General features: G+C 34.7%; 16 protein-coding genes. 7 read left to right on the top strand and 9 right to left on the bottom strand.

What is annotated here, in order from left to right; all coding sequences use genetic code 11:
* Positions 1 to 22: 22 nt before the first annotated feature.
* Positions 23 to 1294 carry a UDP-N-acetylmuramoyl-tripeptide--D-alanyl-D-alanine ligase gene (locus tag ACVFVN_RS11915; RefSeq protein ID WP_456235424.1) on the top strand — a complete coding sequence of 424 codons (1272 nt, stop codon included), beginning with the start codon at positions 23 to 25 and terminating at the stop codon, positions 1292 to 1294.
* Here ACVFVN_RS11915 and ACVFVN_RS11910 read toward each other — a convergent pair.
* Positions 1289 to 1900 (bottom strand): NUDIX hydrolase, encoded by a 612-nt coding sequence (locus tag ACVFVN_RS11910; RefSeq protein WP_456235423.1) that lies wholly within the window; start codon positions 1898 to 1900, stop codon positions 1289 to 1291. The genes ACVFVN_RS11915 and ACVFVN_RS11910 overlap by 6 nt on opposite strands.
* 38 nt (positions 1901 to 1938) lie before the next feature.
* Between ACVFVN_RS11910 and ACVFVN_RS11905 the strand changes: the two genes are divergently transcribed.
* Entirely contained in the window at positions 1939 to 2325 is a 387-nt protein-coding gene (locus ACVFVN_RS11905; RefSeq protein WP_456235422.1) for an SRPBCC family protein, read from the top strand.
* Here the strand turns inward: ACVFVN_RS11905 and ACVFVN_RS11900 are convergent.
* From ACVFVN_RS11900 to ACVFVN_RS11890, 3 genes are all read right to left on the bottom strand, one after another.
* Complete coding sequence (locus ACVFVN_RS11900; RefSeq protein ID WP_456235421.1) at positions 2322 to 3383, bottom strand: anhydro-N-acetylmuramic acid kinase; 1062 nt, start codon at positions 3381 to 3383, stop codon at positions 2322 to 2324. The two genes, ACVFVN_RS11905 and ACVFVN_RS11900, sit on opposite strands and share 4 nt — an antisense overlap.
* Positions 3383 to 3916: an LPS export ABC transporter periplasmic protein LptC gene (locus tag ACVFVN_RS11895; RefSeq protein ID WP_456235443.1), complete on the bottom strand. Its 534-nt coding sequence runs from the start codon at positions 3914 to 3916 to the stop codon at positions 3383 to 3385. Before ACVFVN_RS11895 ends, ACVFVN_RS11900 begins: the two co-directional genes overlap by 1 nt.
* Positions 3917 to 4003: 87 nt before the next feature.
* Entirely contained in the window at positions 4004 to 5278 is a 1275-nt protein-coding gene (locus tag ACVFVN_RS11890) for a hypothetical protein (protein ID WP_456235420.1), read from the bottom strand.
* Positions 5279 to 5437: 159 nt separating this feature from the next.
* On the opposite strand from ACVFVN_RS11890, the gene ACVFVN_RS11885 reads away from it, so the two are divergent.
* On the top strand, positions 5438 to 6562 hold the full coding sequence (locus tag ACVFVN_RS11885; RefSeq protein ID WP_456235419.1) for a DNA polymerase III subunit: 1125 nt from the start codon (positions 5438 to 5440) through the stop codon (positions 6560 to 6562).
* An 88-nt stretch (positions 6563 to 6650) separates the two neighbouring features.
* Entirely contained in the window at positions 6651 to 7274 is a 624-nt protein-coding gene (locus ACVFVN_RS11880) for a TetR/AcrR family transcriptional regulator (protein ID WP_456235418.1), read from the top strand.
* 46 nt (positions 7275 to 7320) lie between these two features.
* Here ACVFVN_RS11880 and ACVFVN_RS11875 read toward each other — a convergent pair whose 3' ends face one another.
* The 3 genes from ACVFVN_RS11875 to ligA all read right to left on the bottom strand — a co-directional run bounded on the left by ACVFVN_RS11875 (position 7321) and on the right by ligA (position 12164).
* Entirely contained in the window at positions 7321 to 7980 is a 660-nt protein-coding gene (locus tag ACVFVN_RS11875) for an MgtC/SapB family protein (RefSeq protein WP_456235417.1), read from the bottom strand.
* Between the two features lie 55 nt (positions 7981 to 8035).
* Positions 8036 to 10003, bottom strand: a complete 1968-nt coding sequence (locus ACVFVN_RS11870; protein ID WP_456235416.1) for a heavy metal translocating P-type ATPase — start codon at positions 10001 to 10003, stop codon at positions 8036 to 8038.
* 151 nt (positions 10004 to 10154) lie between these two features.
* Entirely contained in the window at positions 10155 to 12164 is a 2010-nt protein-coding gene (gene ligA, locus ACVFVN_RS11865) for an NAD-dependent DNA ligase LigA (RefSeq protein WP_456235415.1), read from the bottom strand.
* A 92-nt stretch (positions 12165 to 12256) separates the two neighbouring features.
* Here ligA and ACVFVN_RS11860 point away from each other — a divergent pair, with 92 nt between their 5' ends.
* Both ACVFVN_RS11860 and ACVFVN_RS11855 read left to right on the top strand, forming a co-directional pair.
* Positions 12257 to 12952: a glycerophosphodiester phosphodiesterase gene (locus ACVFVN_RS11860; RefSeq protein WP_456235414.1), complete on the top strand. Its 696-nt coding sequence runs from the start codon at positions 12257 to 12259 to the stop codon at positions 12950 to 12952.
* An 83-nt stretch (positions 12953 to 13035) separates the two neighbouring features.
* Complete coding sequence (locus ACVFVN_RS11855) at positions 13036 to 13752, top strand: 3-ketoacyl-ACP reductase (RefSeq protein WP_456235413.1); 717 nt, start codon at positions 13036 to 13038, stop codon at positions 13750 to 13752.
* Between the two features lie 69 nt (positions 13753 to 13821).
* On the opposite strand, the gene ACVFVN_RS11850 is transcribed toward ACVFVN_RS11855, so the two are convergent.
* On the bottom strand, positions 13822 to 15093 hold the full coding sequence (locus ACVFVN_RS11850; RefSeq protein ID WP_456235412.1) for an aminotransferase class I/II-fold pyridoxal phosphate-dependent enzyme: 1272 nt from the start codon (positions 15091 to 15093) through the stop codon (positions 13822 to 13824).
* Between the two features lie 50 nt (positions 15094 to 15143).
* The gene (locus ACVFVN_RS11845) at positions 15144 to 16181 is read right to left on the bottom strand and encodes a PLP-dependent cysteine synthase family protein (protein ID WP_165130622.1); all 1038 of its coding nucleotides are present in this window, start codon (positions 16179 to 16181) and stop codon (positions 15144 to 15146) included.
* A gap of 217 nt (positions 16182 to 16398) precedes the next feature.
* Between ACVFVN_RS11845 and ACVFVN_RS11840 the strand changes: the two genes are divergently transcribed.
* Entirely contained in the window at positions 16399 to 19887 is a 3489-nt protein-coding gene (locus ACVFVN_RS11840; RefSeq protein WP_456235411.1) for a glycosyltransferase family 117 protein, read from the top strand.
* Positions 19888 to 19899: the final 12 nt, after the last annotated feature.

The raw sequence follows: 19899 nt of genomic DNA, 5'->3' as shown, positions 1-19899 counted from the left end.
TTTTAAATCTTAATTTTGAAGCATGAATATCGAATCTTTCTACAACTTATATAAAAAAGCTAACAACTGTATTATAGACAGTCGAAAGCTTCAAAATAACGACATCTTTTTTGCATTTTCTGGTGAAAGTTATAACGCAGCAGAAAAAGCCGAAGAAGCTATTGCCAATGGCGCTTTAGCAGTTATTGTTGAGGATATTACTTTTAGTAATCCAGGACGTAATATTTTTTATGTTGAATCGACTTTAAAGTTCTTGCAAGACTTAGCGATTTATCATCGTAGTCAATTAAAAATCCCGATAATAGGATTAACGGGTAGCAATGGTAAAACCACGACGAAAGAAATGATCAGCACAGTTCTGTCAAAGAAGTTCTACGTACAAAATACCTTTGGAAATCTTAACAATCATATTGGGGTGCCTTTAACAATTCTATCGATTAAACCTGAACACGAAATTGCAGTTGTCGAAATGGGGGCCAATCATCAAAAAGAAATAGAATCTCTTTGTAAAATCGCAAAACCCAATATAGGATACATCACTAATTTTGGAAAAGCACATCTCGAAGGTTTTGGCGGTTTCGAAGGTGTTATCAAAGGAAAGTCTGAACTTTATTATTATCTCAAATCCTATGAACAATGCATTTTGGTTAACGAAGCAGATGCGATACAGTTGGAGAAAACTAAAGATTATGTCAACAAAATAAGTTTTGGAAAATCAACTTCCGATTTCGTTTATGATGTTTTTGCTAAAGAGCATTTTGTAGGACTCATTTATCAAAACGAAAAATTATTATCCAACTTAACAGGTCAATATAATTTTACTAATTTGTCGGCGGCAGTTAGTTTGGGCTTACATTTTAAAATTGAATTCAAAGACATTAAAGAAGCTATAGAAAATTATTTTCCGAGCAATATGCGTTCGCAAGTTCAGAAAAAAGGTGACAAAACGCTGGTTTTAGATACTTACAATGCCAATCCGAGCAGTATGTCGGCGTCTTTGGATAATTTTAAAGAATTTGAAGGTTCCAAAACGATTATCATCGGCGATATGCTCGAACTTGGTAATGAGAGCGAAGCTGAACATCAATCTATTTATGAAAAAGCATCCCAGCTTAGTTTTGATCAAATAATTACTGTCGGAAAAGAATTTAAAAAAGTAAATCACCATGATTTAGCTTTTGAAAATACATCAGCATTAATCGATTATCTTAAAGAAAATCCTATTACCACGCAGAATATTTTACTAAAAGCATCGCGTGGAATTGCTCTAGAACAAGCAATAGAATGTTTATGAAATATCGTGATTAGATAAAAAATCTTCGAGGACTAAAAGAATATTATTAAAAGTGGACTTTTCGACATCTTGTTGGATTTCCACTTTATTTTTCCATTCTACTTTGGTGATGCCTTCTTCTACTTGCGGAATTGGCGTTTTTGCATCGCTATAAGACATGTGGTACCAATAGGTTTTTTTAAGGACAGGCTGGGATTTTATATGATACATGTGATAAGTGGTGCTGATAAAGTCCAAAAGTTGCAAATTGCTCAAGCCACATTCTTCTTCAACTTCTCGCAAAGCCGCATCATTACGAGATTCACCAGATTCTATTTTCCCCTTTGGAAGATCCCATTTTCCGAGTCGGTAGATGAACAATATTTTGCTTTCAGGATTAATGACAATGCCGCCTGCCGCTTCGATAACCTGATAATGATTTTGAAATTTTGACCACAATTCTTCCACATCGTTGTGGTAGATCGCTACATCTTTGGTCGATGTATTCTGCAAAAGATCCATCGCAATATCGAATTGTAAATCCTGTTCAAAAGCTATGTTTCGCTCAACGATTTCAGGCTTTTCACTAAGGATTAATTTTTTTTCATTGATAAAAACTTTATACATTTGCGTAGCTTATTAATTATAATTACAAAAATAGAAAAATGAATCTAGAAGGACGAAAAATTATCGTAAATAAATCGATTAAAGATTTAACAGAAATGCTGAAAAATGCTGAAGATTATAAAGCTTTGATGCCAGATAGTCTGCAAAATTTTGAAGCAAGAGAAGGTGGTTTCAAATTTGGATTGAAAGGAATGCCTGAGATTGCGCTTAAGATTCAGGAAGTTACAGAGCAAAAAGTGGTGTTGGCTTCTGCAAGTTCTAGTTTGGATTTTTCTTTGACAGGTAATATGTCGCCAATTAGCGATAATCAGACAGAAGTCCAGCTATTGTTTGATGGGAAATTCAATCCGTTTATCAAGATGATGGTGGAGAAACCATTGAAAAACTTTATCGATGCTTTGACTGATAAAATCGAGCAACTTTAATATTTTAGAAAAATTCCTGATGAATGATCGTGTCCACTGCCTGTTACAGATGACAAAACGTTAACGTGATTATTCATTTTCAGGACAGCCATAAAAGCAAAAATCAAAGCCTCTTTGTAATCGATAATTTCTTTTGAAGGAATCTCGATTTGGGTTTTGGTTTTTGTTTTAATTTTTCTAATTAAATAATCATTGTGCGTTCCACCGCCTGTAAATAGGGCGTTTTTAATATTATTCTCAGTTAGATTTTTAGCGATTTGTTCGGCAGCATGTTCTGTGAAAGTTGTCAAAATATCGAAATCTGAATAGCCTTTTAATAAAGGAAAAATTTCAGTTTCTACCCATTCGTAACCCAAAGATTTAGGCGCATTTTTCTTATAAAATCCAAGTTGATTTAATGCTTGTAAAAGTTCAGGAATAATTTGTCCTTGTTTTGCTAAAAATCCGTCTTTATCGAAATTATAAGCTTGTTTCTGTGCAAAATGATTAAGAACAATATTGACTGGGCAAATGTCGTAACCGATTCTTTTATCTTCTTTTTTAAATGAAATATTAGAAAATCCTCCTAGATTAATACAAGCTTCGAACTCTGAAAATAACAATTGATCGCCAATCGGGACCAACGGTGCGCCGTTGCCACCCAAAAGCACATCTTGCATTCTGAAATCGTAAACGACATTCTTTTTCGTCAACAATTGCAAAGCGCGTCCGTCGCCTATCTGAACTGTGAAATTTTTTTGAGGTTGGTGATAAACCGTATGTCCGTGAGAACCTATGATATCTAGGTTTTCGATATTATGATTTGAGATAAAAGCTTTGGTCAACTCACCCAGCAAAAAACCGTAATCTGAGTTAAGCTGGAACAAGTCTGGTGCATTGAGTTCGTTGGCTTTTCGAAGTCGATTTTCCCACGTTTCAGAATAAGAAATCGTCTCGGCTTGTAGGATGTCAAAAGACCAATGTTCATTAGTTTTCCAGAATTTTGAATAACAAATATCCAAGCCATCTAGGCTAGTTCCGGACATTAATCCAATTGCGAAATAATGTTTTGTAGCCATTATAAGCCAGTTTTTGGTAATCCTTTGGTGTTGAATTGTCCAGAGTTGTTGTAGAATGTGTATTCTGTAAAATCATCTTTTGCAACCATACCGTTAGCACCAATCAAAACATTGCCATCTTGATCGGATACAAAAACAGTGTCTTTGGTGTACATTTTTCTATTTTTTTTGTCCCAATTAATAGTTTCTGTTACGAAAGTTCGGCCTTCGTTGGTGACAATTTTTACGCGACCTTTTGCAAAATAGAAATCTTTCTTTTCGTCGTATCTTGCATATTTGGCCCAAATTTTTCCAGGAACTTTTGGATTTTTTTTGTCAAAATATTCGAGGTAAATTCCTTTTTTGGCTTCTACGTAAGGCGAGTCAATCAGTTCGTATTTTTCGAGTAAAGCTGCATCGAATTTTACTTTGACTTTTCCAGAATCTCTTTGGACAATTTTCGCATTGTAAATAACTTGCGAAGGGAAATTGGTTTTTTTGTCTTGTTTTTTTTTCGTGATGTCTTCCTCACATGATTGCAAAACAAAAAGCATTAAGAAACTAAAAAAGATCTTGTTTCTTAATGCTGTATGTTGTGATATTTTACTAATTCTAAAAATCATTAGTAACTATCTTTAATATTAGTTGTAAAGTCTTCTTCCGAACCATTTATCAGCAAAGTTAATACCTATCTTAAAGTTGATAAAATTCTGCTGAATAAGGTTGTTTTCCAAAGTTCCTCTGCGTCCTAGTTCTAAGCCAAGGTCAATGCTGTTCATTCTCGTTACACTACTTTTTTGGAAAGGTAATGTTACACCACCTGTGATAGCATATTTGTTGATGTCTTTTCCACCAATATTGAGCGCTCCTTTTTCATAATAAGCACCATAACGGTAGATGACACGAGAAAAATAGTTTCTGAAGTTGTTGTAGTTAGGAACAATCCAACCTCCTGCAGAAATTTTGTAAGAACTATTATATTTAAGCGTTTGTCCTAAGAAATTAAAGTTTTCGCCATTTTTATAATCCAACTGTGTTCCTACAAACCATTTGGTTTCATGACCGTAACCTAGACCCAAAGAGAACTCTTGAGGTAAGAATTTTTTATCTCGGCTTTCTTTTTCATCAATGATGGTTTCGTAACCTTTAACATCACCAATACCTTTGAAATAAGTACTGTTGGTGTATACGCTTTCCATTTGACCAGTCGTTCCGAAAGTGTAAGTTGCTCCTAGTGTTAATTTATAATCGTTGATGAATTTTTTCTGATAGGTTGTACCTAGTGTAAAATTGAAAGAATTGATTTTGTTGCTGTTAGAATAACCGCTTATCAATTCGGCGTCAGAGAAAGTAACTTCTTCGATGTCGTACAATTTTCCAAAGTAATAATTGGTTCTCAAACCTAATGCAAAACTTGGCGTAATCTGATAGCCCAAAGCCGCTTGGATTGTGTTAAGCGTACCTTTGCCATTGTATTTATGACCTTCGAGATTGCCTTCAGAAGTCGTTAAAGTTCTTAGAATTTCGTATTGTTTAGAACTATATGGCTGGAAACCCAATCCGAATTTTACTTTCTTGCTCAGAGGCATTGCAATGGCAATATTCGACAGATAATTAGAATGTTTGGTAACATTCGTATTGTTATAATCTGTTTTGTAAAAGTTATTTTCGTTGGTACCTTCAACTTTAATAGTTGCCAATTCTAGGTTGGTATTAGCTGCTGGGTTTTTAAAATTGAAATTATTATTGAAATCCCAAATGTAAGCAGTAGAAACACCTCCCATAGAACTTACATCTACTGTGTTGTCATATTTTATATCACCAATTCCGTAGGCTGCATATGGAGAATTACCAATACTTTGGGCATGTAGGTAAAATCCCGCTGTAAGTAATGATGCGACAAAAGTCTTTTTCATTCGTTGTTATTATCAAAGCGCAAATATCTTAATTAATAATGAATCTCAAAAATTTATTTGGCGTTAAAGTTTGTTAAGTGCTTTGGTATTAATTTCATTCTTGTTATTTAGCCTTCTCAAATGACCTAAAGCTAGAACTTATTTTTTATATTTGTTGGCATGAAATGGGAAAAAATCGTCGGTCAAGAAAAATTGAAGCATCAGCTTTTGTCAAGTATTAATGATAATCGGGTAGGGCATGCACAATTATTTGTTGGAGAAGAAGGTTATGGCACTTTAGCGATGGCTCTTGCGTTTTCACAAGAGATTCTTTCGCGAGAAAATCCATTGGCTGCGCAAAAGGTAGAACATCTTAACCACCTCGATTTGCATTTCAGTTTTCCAATTTTCACCGAAAAAAATATTTCACTCAGCAAACGCTATTTCACAGAATGGCGTGAAATGATTCTTGCAAATCCTTATTCTAGTTTTGATGATTGGACCAATTATTTAGATTCCGAAAAAAAACAATTCTTTATCTCTGCACAAGAAGCCGAAGACATGCACACCAAATTTGCTTTAAAAAGCTTTGAAGGTGGTAGCAAAATTCTCATTATTTGGCGTGCTGACAAAATGAATGAAGAAGCGGCGAATAAAATCCTGAAATTCTTAGAAGAACCGCCCAAAAATACATATATTATACTTTGTGCTAATAGGATAGATACTATTTTGCCAACCATATTATCGCGTTGTCAAATGCTTGAAGTACCTCGTATTGAAGACGAAGACATTAAGAACGAATTGATAAAACGTTTCCCAAATCAGGAAGAATCATCTATTGATACAATTGTCAATCAATCTCGTGGTGATCTTAATATTGCTTCTAAAATCTTAGAAGCAGGAACTTCCGCTAACGAGTTCGACGAACTCTTTATCCAATGGGTTCGTAATGCTTTTATGGCGAAAAAGAAACCCGAAGTTTTGCGTGCAATTATCCGTTGGTCACACGAGATCAGCGCATGGAACAGGGATAAACAAATTCGATTTTTAGAGTTTTGTACAGAAACTTTCCGTCTTGCATTGCTTCAAAACTATGCAAGTCCCAATTTGGTTTATAGAAAATTGGATAGCAATGGTTTTGGGTGGGATGCTTTTTCGACTTACATCAGCGGTGCCAATATTGAAGCTATTTTGGAAGAATTAACAGATGCCAGTTATCATATTTCTCGTAACGCAAATGCCAAAGTTGTACTTACAGATATGGGCATCAAATTGACAAGACATATCCATAAAAAGCACACATAATTTCAAAAAAAATAAATTTTAAGAATTAAAATCAATCAGTTGTTTGGTTTTTCTAAATACGATACATTTGCAAGTAAAATTGATGTGAATGAGAATCTCAAAAGAAGAAAATATTTTGTTTGCTGCCGAAAAACTTTTTGCTAAGAAGGGGTTTGGCGGTACATCTACGCGTGAGATTTGTAAAGAAGCAAAGGTTAATATTTCTATGATCTCCTATTATTTCGGTTCCAAGGACAAACTTTATGAACGTATTTTCGAATACCGAATGAACGAAAGTATCAGTTTTGGAAAAGATATTTTGGCACAACCAAAACTTAACGAATGGGAAAAATTAGTATTGTTAATTGATCAGTTTTGTGGTAAAATTATTCGTATGCGCGATTTTTATACCATTATGCAACGCGAACAATTATCGAATAAAACGCCTTATATTATTGATTTTTTGAAAAAGTCACAAATGAATTTTTTAAACATATATGGTGCATTAATCACGTCTGGTTATCAAAATGCGGTCTTTACAAAATTACCAAGAGTAGAGTTTATCCATTCAACAATTTCTGGAACAATTTTCAGTGCAATTCATGGCTTACAGGTCTATAAAGAATTTGCTCATGCCGAAAATGATGCGAATTTTGAAACCCTTTATTTTACAGAACTAAAAGATCACATAAAAAATATCTTAAAATATTTGTTAGGCTATAACGAAAAATAAACAATTTTTTTAAAGCATACTAAAAGATTTTCGTAATCTAAAAATATTAAAACTGAAACGCATTTATTTTTTCATCTTTCATTAAAATCTCAACGAGTTGTTGATGTTTGCTTAGTTTTCCTGTAAGTCGCCAAGTTGTAGAAATACTGTCTTTACCGTATTGTTGCCTGATAATTTCTTGTTTTAAATCCGTTTTTCGGAAAAGCATTTGACAATATTCGTAGTCGTTAACGCTTGTTGTAATTTTATAATCCCGAATTTTATTATTGCTGTCGATGATGTTTTGTAGAAATAGTAGAATTCTTAAAATCAACATTACCAAAAAAGTGCCCAACAAAGCCAAATAGATATGGCCAGATCCTACAGCCATCCCGAGCGAAGCGGTTGCCCAAATGGTAGTTGCTGTTGTTATGCCTCCGATTTTGTTATCATCTTTGAAAATAACGCCAGCGCCAAGAAAACCAATTCCGGTGATAATATTGGCTGCCAAACGGTCCGGATTATCAACACCTATTTTAAGACTCAGAATCGTGAAAATACATGACCCGAAACTGACTAAAATGAAAGTTCTTAATCCAGCTGATTTATTTTGATACTCGCGATCTGCACCGATAACAAGCCCTACCAATACCGAAATTAATATTAGTAAAACTTCGTTTTCAGTGCTTGGCATTCGTAGAATATCTAAGCTATCTTTGATGTCCATATTCTTTAATTCTATATTAAAGTTAGGACTTTTCAGAATTAAATAATATTTTTTTCTAAACTTTAAAATTCATATTCTGAATTCTTACCGCATTAAGAATCGCCAAAAGTGCGACGCCAACATCTGCAAAAACGGCTTCCCACATGGTTGCCAAACCACCAGCTCCCAGAATGAGAACAATAGCTTTTACGCCAAAAGCTAGGATAATATTTTGCCAAACTACTTTTTTTGTGGCTTTACTAATTTTAATCGCTAAAGGGATTTTAGTCGCTTTATCATCCTGAATTACCACGTCTGCCGTTTCAATTGTCGCATCGCTCCCCAATCCTCCCATCGCCATACCAACATCTGCCAAAGCCACAACAGGCGCATCGTTAACGCCATCTCCAACGAAGGCGACACTTCCGTATTGAGATCTTATTTTTTTAAGTTCAGCAACTTTATCTTCGGGTAAAAGTCCACCCGAAGCATGATTAATTTGGAGTTGCTGAGCCACAGACTCAACAACCTCTTTTTTGTCACCACTCAGCATAAAGCTGTTGATATTTAGTTTTTTAAGTTCTGCAATTGCTGTTGAAGCTTCAGGTTTTATTTGATCTGAAATTGTAATGTAGCCAACAAATTTATTATCGAAAGCAATAGCGATAAGACTTTCGGTGAAGTTTTGAGAATTTACATCGTGTGTGATTCCGAATTTATCCATCAGCTTAAAGTTGCCTGCCAGAAAGTCTTTCCCCTGATAATTGGCTTTCAGTCCACGACCTGGAATTTCTTCAATATTTTCTAAAATTAAATTAGGATTTTGCTTACCCACATATTCATGAATTGCCGTTGCAATAGGATGTGTAGAGTGGCTTTCTAATTTGTTTAAAACTTCAAGAATTTCTTTTTCATTAAAATCTTTAAAGATTTGAATGTCTTTTACTTTAAAAACACCTTCCGTTAAAGTTCCTGTTTTGTCCATTACTACATTTTTTATAGACGCCAAAGCATCGATAAAATTACCGCCTTTGAAGAGAATTCCGTTTTTGCTACCTGCGCCAATTCCGCCAAAATAACCCAAAGGAATGGAGATAACCAAAGCACATGGACAAGAAATTACAAGAAAAATACAAGCGCGGTATAACCATGTTTTGTAATCGTAAACCTCGACAAATAGATAAGGAAGCATGAAAATACTTAATGCTAAAAAAGTAACTATCGGCGTATATATTTTTGCGAATTTTCGGATAAATAATTCGGTGGGTGCTTTTTGCTGATTGGCATTTTGTACCAATTCTAAAATCTTACTGAGTTTGGAATCTTGGTAATCTGTTTTCACCAAAACCTCAGCGACAGAATTTAGATTAATCATTCCAGCCAATACTTCATCGCCTTTTTGTTTGGTGTCGGGTTTACTTTCACCAGTTAAAGCAGAAGTATTAAAAGAGGCTTGTTCACTAAAAAGTTCACCATCAAGGGCTAATTTTTCACCAGGTTTTAGAAGGATTTTTTGTCCAATGTTCACTTCTTTGGCTTTTACTGTTTTATGTTGATTATTTTCAATGATAGTTACCTCGTCAGGGCGCTGATCCATAAGGCTTGCGATATTGTTTTTGGCTTTTTGTACTGCCAAACTTTGGAAAATTTCACCAACGGAATAAAACAACATAACGGCAACAGCTTCGGGATATTCTCCAATGATAATTGCACCAATTGTTGCGATTGACATCAAGAAAAACTCAGAGAAAATATCGCCATTTTTCATACTTTCAAAAGCTTCTTTTATAACAGGCCAACCGACAGGAAGATAAGCAATTGCATAAAGAATTATTCGAGTCCAACTCTCAAACCAAGTTGGTTTAAAATAGTAATCGAAAAGAATTCCGATAATTAAAACGACAAAGGAAATAATTGCTGGAGCGAACAATTGCAAAATGCTTTTGTCTGAGGTTTCATGAGAATGATCATGAGAATCATGAGAGTGTGAATGGTCATGGTCGTTTTTTATAGGTGGATTGCTACAACATCCTTTGTTACTCATATTTAAAGCTTTTACTCAAAGTTACAAAAGCAAAATTGATATCAAGAAAAAACCTATCACTTTTGATGATAGGTTTTAAAGTTTATTGATTTTAGTTTTTTATTTTGAATGAGCTCGGGTTTCGGCGGCAGCTTCGCTACCGCCGAAAATTTTATCCTTCATTAATCAAATCCAAAAATTCTTGCTCGTCTAAAATTGTAATAGTGCCGATATCCTGAGCTTTTTTCAGCTTGCTTCCTGCTTTTTCGCCAACCACTAAATAATTTAAGTTTTTAGAAACGGCGGAAATATTTTTTCCATTGTGTTTTTCCACCATTTCTTCGGCTTGTTCGCGCGTAAAAAGCGATAATTTACCTGTAAATAAAAAGGTTTTTCCTTCCAAAACATTGCTTAAAACTTCCTGCGTACTTTCCCCTTTTTCTAATTGAACCCCATAGTTTTTCAAGCGGTCAATCATAAGATTATTTTCAGGATTTTGGAAGAAATCAACTATGCTTACGGCAATTTTCCCACCGATGTCTTCCACTTGTGTAAGTTCTTCAACTGTAGCATTTTTCAAATCTTCGATTGTAGCAAAATTTTTAACTAATTTTTTAGCAACGGTTTCGCCAACATGTTTAATTCCGATTCCGTATAAAACTTTTTCAAATGGAATTTGTTTTGATTTTTCGATACCATCAATAATATTTTGAGCTGATTTCTCCGCCATTCTATCTAATGGAAGCAGTTGTTCTTTGGTTAAAGCATAAAAGTCGGCAGGATTTTCAATCAGTTTTTCTCTGTAAAGCTGTTCTATGGTTTCGCTACCCAGATTTTCTATATTCAAAGCTTTTCTAGAAACATAATGTATCATTCTTCCAACAACTTGTGGCGGACAATGCAGATCGTTTGGGCAAAAATGTATGGCTTGATCTTCAATTTTCACCAATTCAGTTCCGCACTCTGGACAATTTTTTATGTATTCTATTTCTCGGCTTTCAGACGTCCTTTTTTCTGTATTTACGCCTACAATTTTAGGAATAATTTCGCCGCCTTTTTCTACATACACAAAATCATTTTCGTGCAAGTCCAATTTTTTTATGATGTCTTCATTATGCAAAGAAGCCCTTTTTACAATGGTTCCGGCCAACAAAACAGGTTTCAAATTGGCGACGGGAGTTATGGCTCCAGTTCTTCCGACTTGATAAGAAACACTTAAAAGTTCTGTTTCTACTTTTTCAGCTTTAAACTTATAAGACATCGCCCAACGCGGAGATTTTGCGGTGTAACCCAATTGTTTCTGCTGTTGAAGTGAATTTACTTTTATCACAATTCCATCAATTTCAAAAGGTAAATTGTGACGCTCAGCATCCCAAAAGTTGATGAAATTTTTAACATCATCTAAACTTGTGCACAATTTTGCTTGATCTTCAGATACTTTAAATCCCCAGTTTTTAGCCTTAGATAAAACATCCCAATGGGTTTGAGCAGGAAATTCCTCTGCGATATATTGATATAAAACTGCTGAAAGTCCACGTTTTCTAACCTCAGCAGAATCTTGCATTTTTAAACTTCCACTTGCTGTATTTCTTGGGTTCATAAACAAGTCTAAACCTTCTTCTTCACGCTGTTGGTTAATTTTATCGAAATTTTTTCTCGTTAAATAAATTTCACCTCGCATGAAGAATTTTTCAGGAAAATCACCTTTCAATTTTAAAGGAACATCCGAAATAGTTCTCACATTATTCGTGATTTCGTCACCTCGGAAACCATCACCACGCGTTACAGCTTGAGAAAGTTTTCCGTTTTCATATAAAATAGAGATAGAAGCGCCGTCGTATTTTAATTCAGCAACAAATTCGACGGGTTCATCAATGGTTTTAATAATTCGTTTTTCCCAATCTTCAAGATCATTAAAATCGTAAGAATTATCCAAAGAATACATTCTGAATTGGTGAGTTATCGTTGGGAAATTTTTGGTAACACCGCCACCAACACGCAAAGTAGGAGAATTAGCGTCTGCAAATTCAGGATGTTGTTTTTCTAAATCTTGAAGTTCTTTAAGCTTTGTATCAAATTCAAAATCTGAAATGCTAGGCTCGTCTAAAATATAATAATTATAATTGTGTTGGTGGAGTTCTTCTCTTAGTTCTTCTATCTTCAATTGGATGTTTTCAGACATAAATAAATGTTTATAGCAAAGATAAAAAAACTTGCTTCTGAAAAGTGAATATCTTATTTTTAGAATTGAAAGATTTAGTAAAAATTTGGATAATGAAAACACAACTAATTGTGCATCGTGGATTTTGGAAATCCCAACCTGGAACTTCAGAAAATTCTATTCAAGCTTTAAAAAATGCTCAGAAATTAAAAGTTTACGGATCTGAGTTTGATGTTCAAATGACAAAAGATGAGAAATTAATTGTTTTTCATGATGAACAGATTGGCGATTTAGAAATTACCGAAACAGATTTTGATATTTTAAAAAAGGTTAAACTTTCGAATGCTGAAAGTATTCCGAGGTTGGAGGATTATTTTATACAAGGTCAAAAATTTCCAAATTGTAAATTAATTGTTGAATTGAAACCATCTAAAAACCAAATATTAGAAGAGGTTATGGTTAGAAAAACCATGGATTTAATTCAAAAATACAATATTGAAAGTCAATGTGAGATTATATCTTTTAGCTTACATATTTGTTGTAAAATAAAAGAAATTAACCCAAAGATGTTAGTCTATTATTTGAATGGCGATTTGGCACCGAATGCATTGAAAAAGCTTGGTTTAGATGGTTTTGACTATGATTATGAAATACTTTTAGAACATCTGGATTGGATTGCGGAAGCAAGAAAAATAGGATTAAAAACCAATGCTTGGACAGTGGATGATGCCGAAGTTTATCAAAAATTAGTCAATGCCAATATTGATTTCGTTACTACCAATACACCAGATATATTTCTAAATGAATGATTGTTAAAAGGCTTTTTTAAGAAATTGCGTATTCATTTTGTACCTTTGTAAAAGATAAAGTTTAATCATAAAAATATAAGAAAATGACAAGCTTAAAAGGGAAAAATGCCATTATAACTGGTGGTGGAAGAGGTTTAGGAAAAGCCGTAGCTCTTGCTTTGGCTAATGAAGGTGTGAATATTGGAATTTCTGGAAGAAACGAAGAAAATCTTACAAATACAGTTGCAGAACTTAAAAACTTAGGTGTAAATGCATCTTACTCCGTTTTCAGTATTGATGATGAAACGGCTGTTAATACAGGAATTAAAGCTTTAGCAAACGATTTGGGAAGCATTGATATTTTGGTGAATAACGCCGGTATTGGCGATTTCGGGAAATTAAATGATATGTCAACACAAGTGTGGGAACAAGTCATGAAAACCAATCTGTTCGGTGTATTATACACTTCTAAAGCGGTTTATCCTTTTCTAAAGGAAAAAGGTCAAGGTGATATCGTAAATGTAGCTTCTACAGCAGGTCTTAAAGGTGGCGCGGGCATGTCTGCTTATGCCGCTTCTAAAGCAGCGGTAATTTCTTTATCACAATCGATGATGGCAGAATGGAGAAAAGATAATATTCGTGTAATTACCTTAACTCCGAGTACTATTGCTTCGGATATGAGTATTCAAGGAGGTTTAACAGATGGAAACCCAGAAACAGTTCTTCAACCAGAAGATTTCGCAGAATGGGTTAGAGATATCTTGAAAATGAACAGAAGAGCGATGATTGCTAATGCTTCTATTTTCTCTACCAATCCGTAAATAATTATTTTAGTTTTAAAAATAAAAAATCGCAACCAAATTTTGATTGCGATTTTTTTATAATTTTAATTAAATAGGCTTGAACTCCAAATTTTGTTCAGCTAATAATTTTTCTGCTTGCTCTTTATAATATCCAATAACTAGCTTGTCATGGATGGCCTCAAAAGCAGCCAACGTCTCATTAATCTCAGCATCTGTATGAGAAGCTGTAGGAATTAATCTCAGCAAAATCATGCCTTTCGGGATTACTGGATACACCACAACAGAGGTGAAGATGCCGAAGTTTTCGCGAAGGTCTTTTACCAAAAGTGTAGCTTCTACTGGTGTACCTTGCATCATAACTGGCGTTACACAAGTATTGGTATTTCCTAGGTTAAAGCCTCTTTCCGTAAGTCCGTTTTGTAATTTGTTAACGTTTTCCCAAAGTTTAGCTTTTATTTCAGGTCTTGTTCTTAATAGTTCTAATCTTTTAAGTCCACCAATAACCATCGGCATTGTCAAAGATTTAGCGAAAATTTGAGATCTAAGATTGAATTTTAAATATCTAATAATATCTTTATCTCCTGCGATGAAAGCCCCAAAACCTGCCATAGACTTAGCAAAAGTTGAGAAGTAAACATCGATTTGATCTTGACAACCTTGCTCTTCGCCAGCACCAGCGCCTGTTTCTCCCAAAGTTCCGAAACCATGAGCATCATCGACCAATAATCTGAACTTGTATTTATCTTTTAAAGCACAAATTTCTTTCAGTTTGCCTTGTTGTCCTCGCATTCCGAAAACCCCTTCAGTAATTACTAAAATACCGCCACCAGTTTCTGCAGCGACTTTTGTTGCTCTTTCAAGGTTTTTTTCTAAACTTTCAATATCGTTATGCTTATAAGTAAAACGTTTTCCAGAATGTAGTCTAACACCGTCAACGATACAAGCGTGAGAATCTACGTCATATACAATAACGTCATGGCGATCTACTAAAGCATCGATGGTTGATACCATACCTTGATAACCAAAGTTAAGCAGGTATGCGGAATCCTTTTTAACAAATTCGGCTAATTCTTTTTCTAATTGTAAGTGTTGCTCTGTTTCTCCAGACATGGCACGAGCGCCCATTGGATAGAACATGCCGTACTCTGCTGCGGCTTTTGCATCTGCAGCAATAACTTCGGGATGATTACATAGTCCCAAATAATCATTGGCGCTCCAGAAAATAACTTCTTTGTTTTGAAATTTCATTCTTGGACCAATAGGTCCTTCTAATCTTGGGAAAATGAAATAACCTTCGCCATAGTCTGCAAATTGTCCTAATGGTCCAGGATTTTCTTTGATTCTGTCAAAAATATCCATTCTAATTTCTTTATTAAAAATAATCTCCCGATTAAGCATCGGGAGAAACTTTATTTTATGATTTCTGTTTTAAAAACTTCTTCGTAGTTGTGAAAGCAATTGTTAACAAAACCTTGTTCAGCCATCCATTTATCACTATATACTTTTGTGATGTAACGTGATCCATGGTCTGGGAAAATAACTACAACAACATGCTTCTCATTAAGAGGATTGATGTTGGCATATTGTATTAGCCCCTGTACTGCTGCGCCTGTAGTATAACCGCCCATAATAGCTTCTTTTAGAGCGATTTCTCTGGTACGGTAGGCACTCATTTCGTCATTAACTTTTACAAAATGGTCAACTTTATCAAACAAAAGCGCAGAAGGAATTAAGTTTTTCCCCATGCCTTCGATTTGATAAGGATGGATTTGGCTTTTGTCAATTTCACCCGTTTCATGGAAGGTTTTCAGTATGGAACCATCTGCATCAATACCAATAATTTGGATGTCAGGGTTTTGTTCTTTTAAAAACTTAGCAGAACCCGTTAATGTTCCACCCGTTCCTGTACAAGCTACTAGGTGCGTTATTTTACCTTGCGTTTGCTCCCAAATTTCTGGACCAGTTGTTTGATAATGCGCATCAATATTTAATTCATTAAAATATTGATTGATATAGATTGAGTTAGGGGTTTCGCTAGCGATACGCTTAGCGACTTCGTAATAAGATCGAGGATCGTCTGCTGCTACATTGGCAGGACATACAAAAACTGTTGCCCCCAAAGCTTTGAGGTAAGCAATTTTTTCGGGTTTTGTTTTGTCACTTACTGCAAGGATACATTTATAACCTTTGATAATACACACCATTGCCAGAGAGAAGCCTGTATTGCCTGAAGTTGTTTCTACAACTACAGAGCCAGGTTTCAATAGTCCTTTCTTTTCAGCATTTTCAATAATATGAAATGCGATTCTATCTTTGGTAGAATGTCCAGGGTTATAAGATTCCAACTTAGCGTATACAGTCGCAGGGATATCCTTTGTAACTTGATTTAATCTAATCAAAGGAGTATTCCCAATTAAACCAAGAATGTTATCGTATACATTAGTCATTATTTAACATTTTTCTCACTAAAAAAACTGTTTGCAAAAATACAAAAAAAATAATAGTAGTCTAATTCTTTGTGACTAAAAAAAATCAGCTATCCATTTTTTAGAGTATTTAACATTTGCAAAACTTCCAAATATTAAGCCAAAAATTAAAATTCTGTTAAAAGGAAGATAAAAATCAGTTAAAAGTCTTATTTTCGCACTAATTTGTGATAAAAATATGAAGAACTGGACATTTAAACAATGGAATACCATCTTAGGTTGGGTTGTTTTTGTAATTGCTCTTATAACTTATCTATCGACCATAGAGCATCGATTGAGTTTTTGGGATTGTGGAGAATATATTTCTTCTGCTGTTAAGCTGGAAGTGACGCATGCGCCTGGAGCGGCTCTATTCCAACTAATAGGTGCTGTTTTCGCTATTTTTGCGTTTGGAAATCCCGAAAATTATGCTTTGGTGATCAATGCACTTTCTGGGATTTGTAGCGCGGTAACCGTCTTGTTCTTATTCTGGACGATTACACATTTTACGAGACGATTATTGAATAAAGAATATTCTGAACTAAGCCCAGGTGAACAAATTGGTATTTTATTTTCAGGTGTCATAGGAGCCTTATGTTTCACATTTTCGGATACCTTTTGGTTTTCGGCGGTGGAAGGCGAAGTTTATGCCATGGCAACGATGTTTATCGCATTATTACTTTGGTTAATCACGAAATGGGAAAACGAATACCATGATCATGGAAACGAACGTTGGATTATTCTAACTTTCTTTATTGTAGGGCTTTCTGTAGGGGTTCACATGATGTGTATGTTGGCTTTGCCAGCGGCTTGTTTCGTCTATTATGCTCGTAATTATACATTTACTTGGAAGAACTTTATCATTGCAAATTTGGTAACTTTAGTTATTCTGGGTATTGTGTTTAAAGGGATTTTCCCCTTAATAATGACACTTTTCGGAAAAAGTGAAATCTTTTTTGTTAATGGATTGGGACTTCCTTTCCATAGTGGGACTATTTTCGCTTTTGCTATTTTAATATTAATTTGCTATTTAGTTATTAATTATTCAAGAAAGATAGGAAAGTCACTTTATCAAACAATTGCATTGTCGCTTGTCTATATGATAATCGGATTTTCTTGTTGGATGGTGATCCCGATTCGTGCAAATGCCAATGCACCGATGAACCTTAATGATCCTGATAACGCCATTGGAATGTTGGATTATTACAACCGTGTACAATATGGTGATTGGCCTACAATGTATGGTCAAAACTATACTGCTTATCTTGATTATAATGGCATCCTTAAAAATGAGGACGGAAGCTTCCGTACAAATAAAACTGGAGATATCTACGAAAAAGATGAGAAAACAGGACGTTATCGTGTGGTTGGAGAGCGTTTTAATTACGTATTCAATCCGGCGCATGTAGGCTTTTTACCAAGAATGTTCAGTGAAGATCGTAGTGTTATTGCCAATTATATTTCGATGTACGATGCGCCAGATTTTACCTTTAATTTTGATAATGAAGAAGCAGCAAACAGTCCAGAAGCACAACAATATTTTGATGGTTTAAGAAAGAAATTTGAAGCAGGAACCTTAAAAGCGAGTGATTATTATGATGCAAAACCTTTTGAAATAATCAATGTACAACGACCAAGTTTATCACAAAACTTAGACTATTTCTTTACTTTCCAAAATTATTATTATTTCGCGCGTTATCTACTTTGGAACTTCTCCGGAAGACAAAATGACCTTGAAGGAAATATGCAAAATACCAATGGTAACTTTATTACAGGTATTTCGTTTATAGATAATAATCTTTGGGGAAATCAGAGTGATATGCCTGCGAAATTCCGTAACGAAAGCACGGTGTATTTTTTCATGTTACCTTTAATTTTGGGCTTGTTAGGTTTCTTTTTTCAACTCAATAGAGATTTTGGAAGATTCTATGCGATATTGTCTTTATTTATATTAACAAGTGTTGGGATTGTCTTCTACACTGGTGTAAAACCTTTCGAAGTGAGAGAGCGTGACTATGCGATGGTTGGGGCATTTTATGCCTTTGCAATTTGGATTGGTCTGGGTGTGGCAACAGTATTTTCATTCGTTCAAAAGAAAGTTAAAACCAATGCAGCACAATGGGCAGTTGGGGTAATCATGTTGGGAATTCCGCTGATGATGGGCTTCCAAAATTATAATTCCCATGACAGAAGCAAAAGAACTGCAGCTTACGATTATTCTTATTCTTCTCTGAAATCTTTACCAAATAATGCCTTGTTGTTTGTGTATGGAGATAATGATACTTATCCAGTCTGGGGATTGCAAGAAACTGAGGAATTCCGTTCGGATGTTAAAGTTGTTAACTTCACCTTATTGGCAACGCCTTGGTATTTGGATCAAATGAAGCGTCAAACTTATAAGTCTGCGCCTGTGCCTTCGGTATTTACACATGAAGATTATCGCGATGGATCTAACGACCAAATATATTTAATGACTAAAAAAGATTGGCAGAATATTTTTGCTAATCTTCAACAAGCTGGTGCGCCAGAAACCGAATTTGCAGAATATAGAAAATTCTTGGAACAAGACTCTATGACAGTGAAAGATGCGGTTAATTTCTTAAAACAAAAATCTGAAAATAAAACAGAAATCCTGAAAATGATCTTTGGAGAAAATAGCAAAACAGAGCGTTTTAATTTTATTCCTGTGTCCAAATTTGTGTTGCCTGTGAATGTTAATAATGCTGTGAAATCAGGAATTATTACACCAGCAGAAGCTGCTTTGGCAGAACAATCGATTACAATCGATTATAAGAAAAATAGTATGTTCAAAAACAATTTGATGCTGTTGGATATTCTCGCAAACTTCGATTGGAAGCGACCTCTTAACTTCTCGAATGGTGGCGTTTATGATCCAGAAAATATTTTCTTCCTTCAAGATTATTTACAGTTAGATGGTTTTAGTTATCGTTTGGTTCCTATCAAAACACCAGAGTCAGATTCTGGCGAAATGGGTAGAATTAATGCTGACCAAATGTATAATGTCGTGAAAAACTACAAATGGGGCAACTTTAAGGATTTGAGTGTTCATTTCGATGGCACAGCTCAAGAAAATATTTTAGGTTATAGATTGTCAACAAGTCGTACGGCGGTAGCTTTGGCACAAGCGGGACAAAAAGGAAAAGCTATTGAACTTCTTAATTTAATAAGCACAGAAATTCCTGGTTCCAAATACAATGATCCTAGATCGCTAAGTGCAATTGCCTATGCGTACATTGTTGCGGGCGATGAGAAAAAAGGTCTGGAAATGGCTGATGCCATCAAAAAAGATATCTTCACAGAGTATGATTATTATCTAAAACTTTCGCCTGAATACCGAGTTTATTCCGCACGTCAAATGAATACCAAACCAATGGAATACGCTTATCTAGTGAATTCAATTTCGGATGCGTATCAAAAAATCGGTCAAAAGGAAAAAGCTTATAATTATACCATCAATGCAATTTCTGTTATTGACAAACGTTTTGATGCTTTTGTTAAAGAACTTCAAATGTTAGGCAAAGAAAAAGCGTTTGGCAAATTAGAAGAATCTCATAATATCACGAATTTTTATCAATATCTTTTCGATGTTACCAATAAGTATGACACAACTTATGCTTCCGAAAAAGAAGAGCAAGTGACACGAGCTTTGATGAAAGTGGCGCAATAGATACTAACCCAA

The organism is Soonwooa purpurea, from assembly GCF_053891095.1.
The sequence above is the reverse complement of the archived record's forward strand: the minus strand, read 5'-3'. Positions and strand labels throughout refer to the sequence as shown.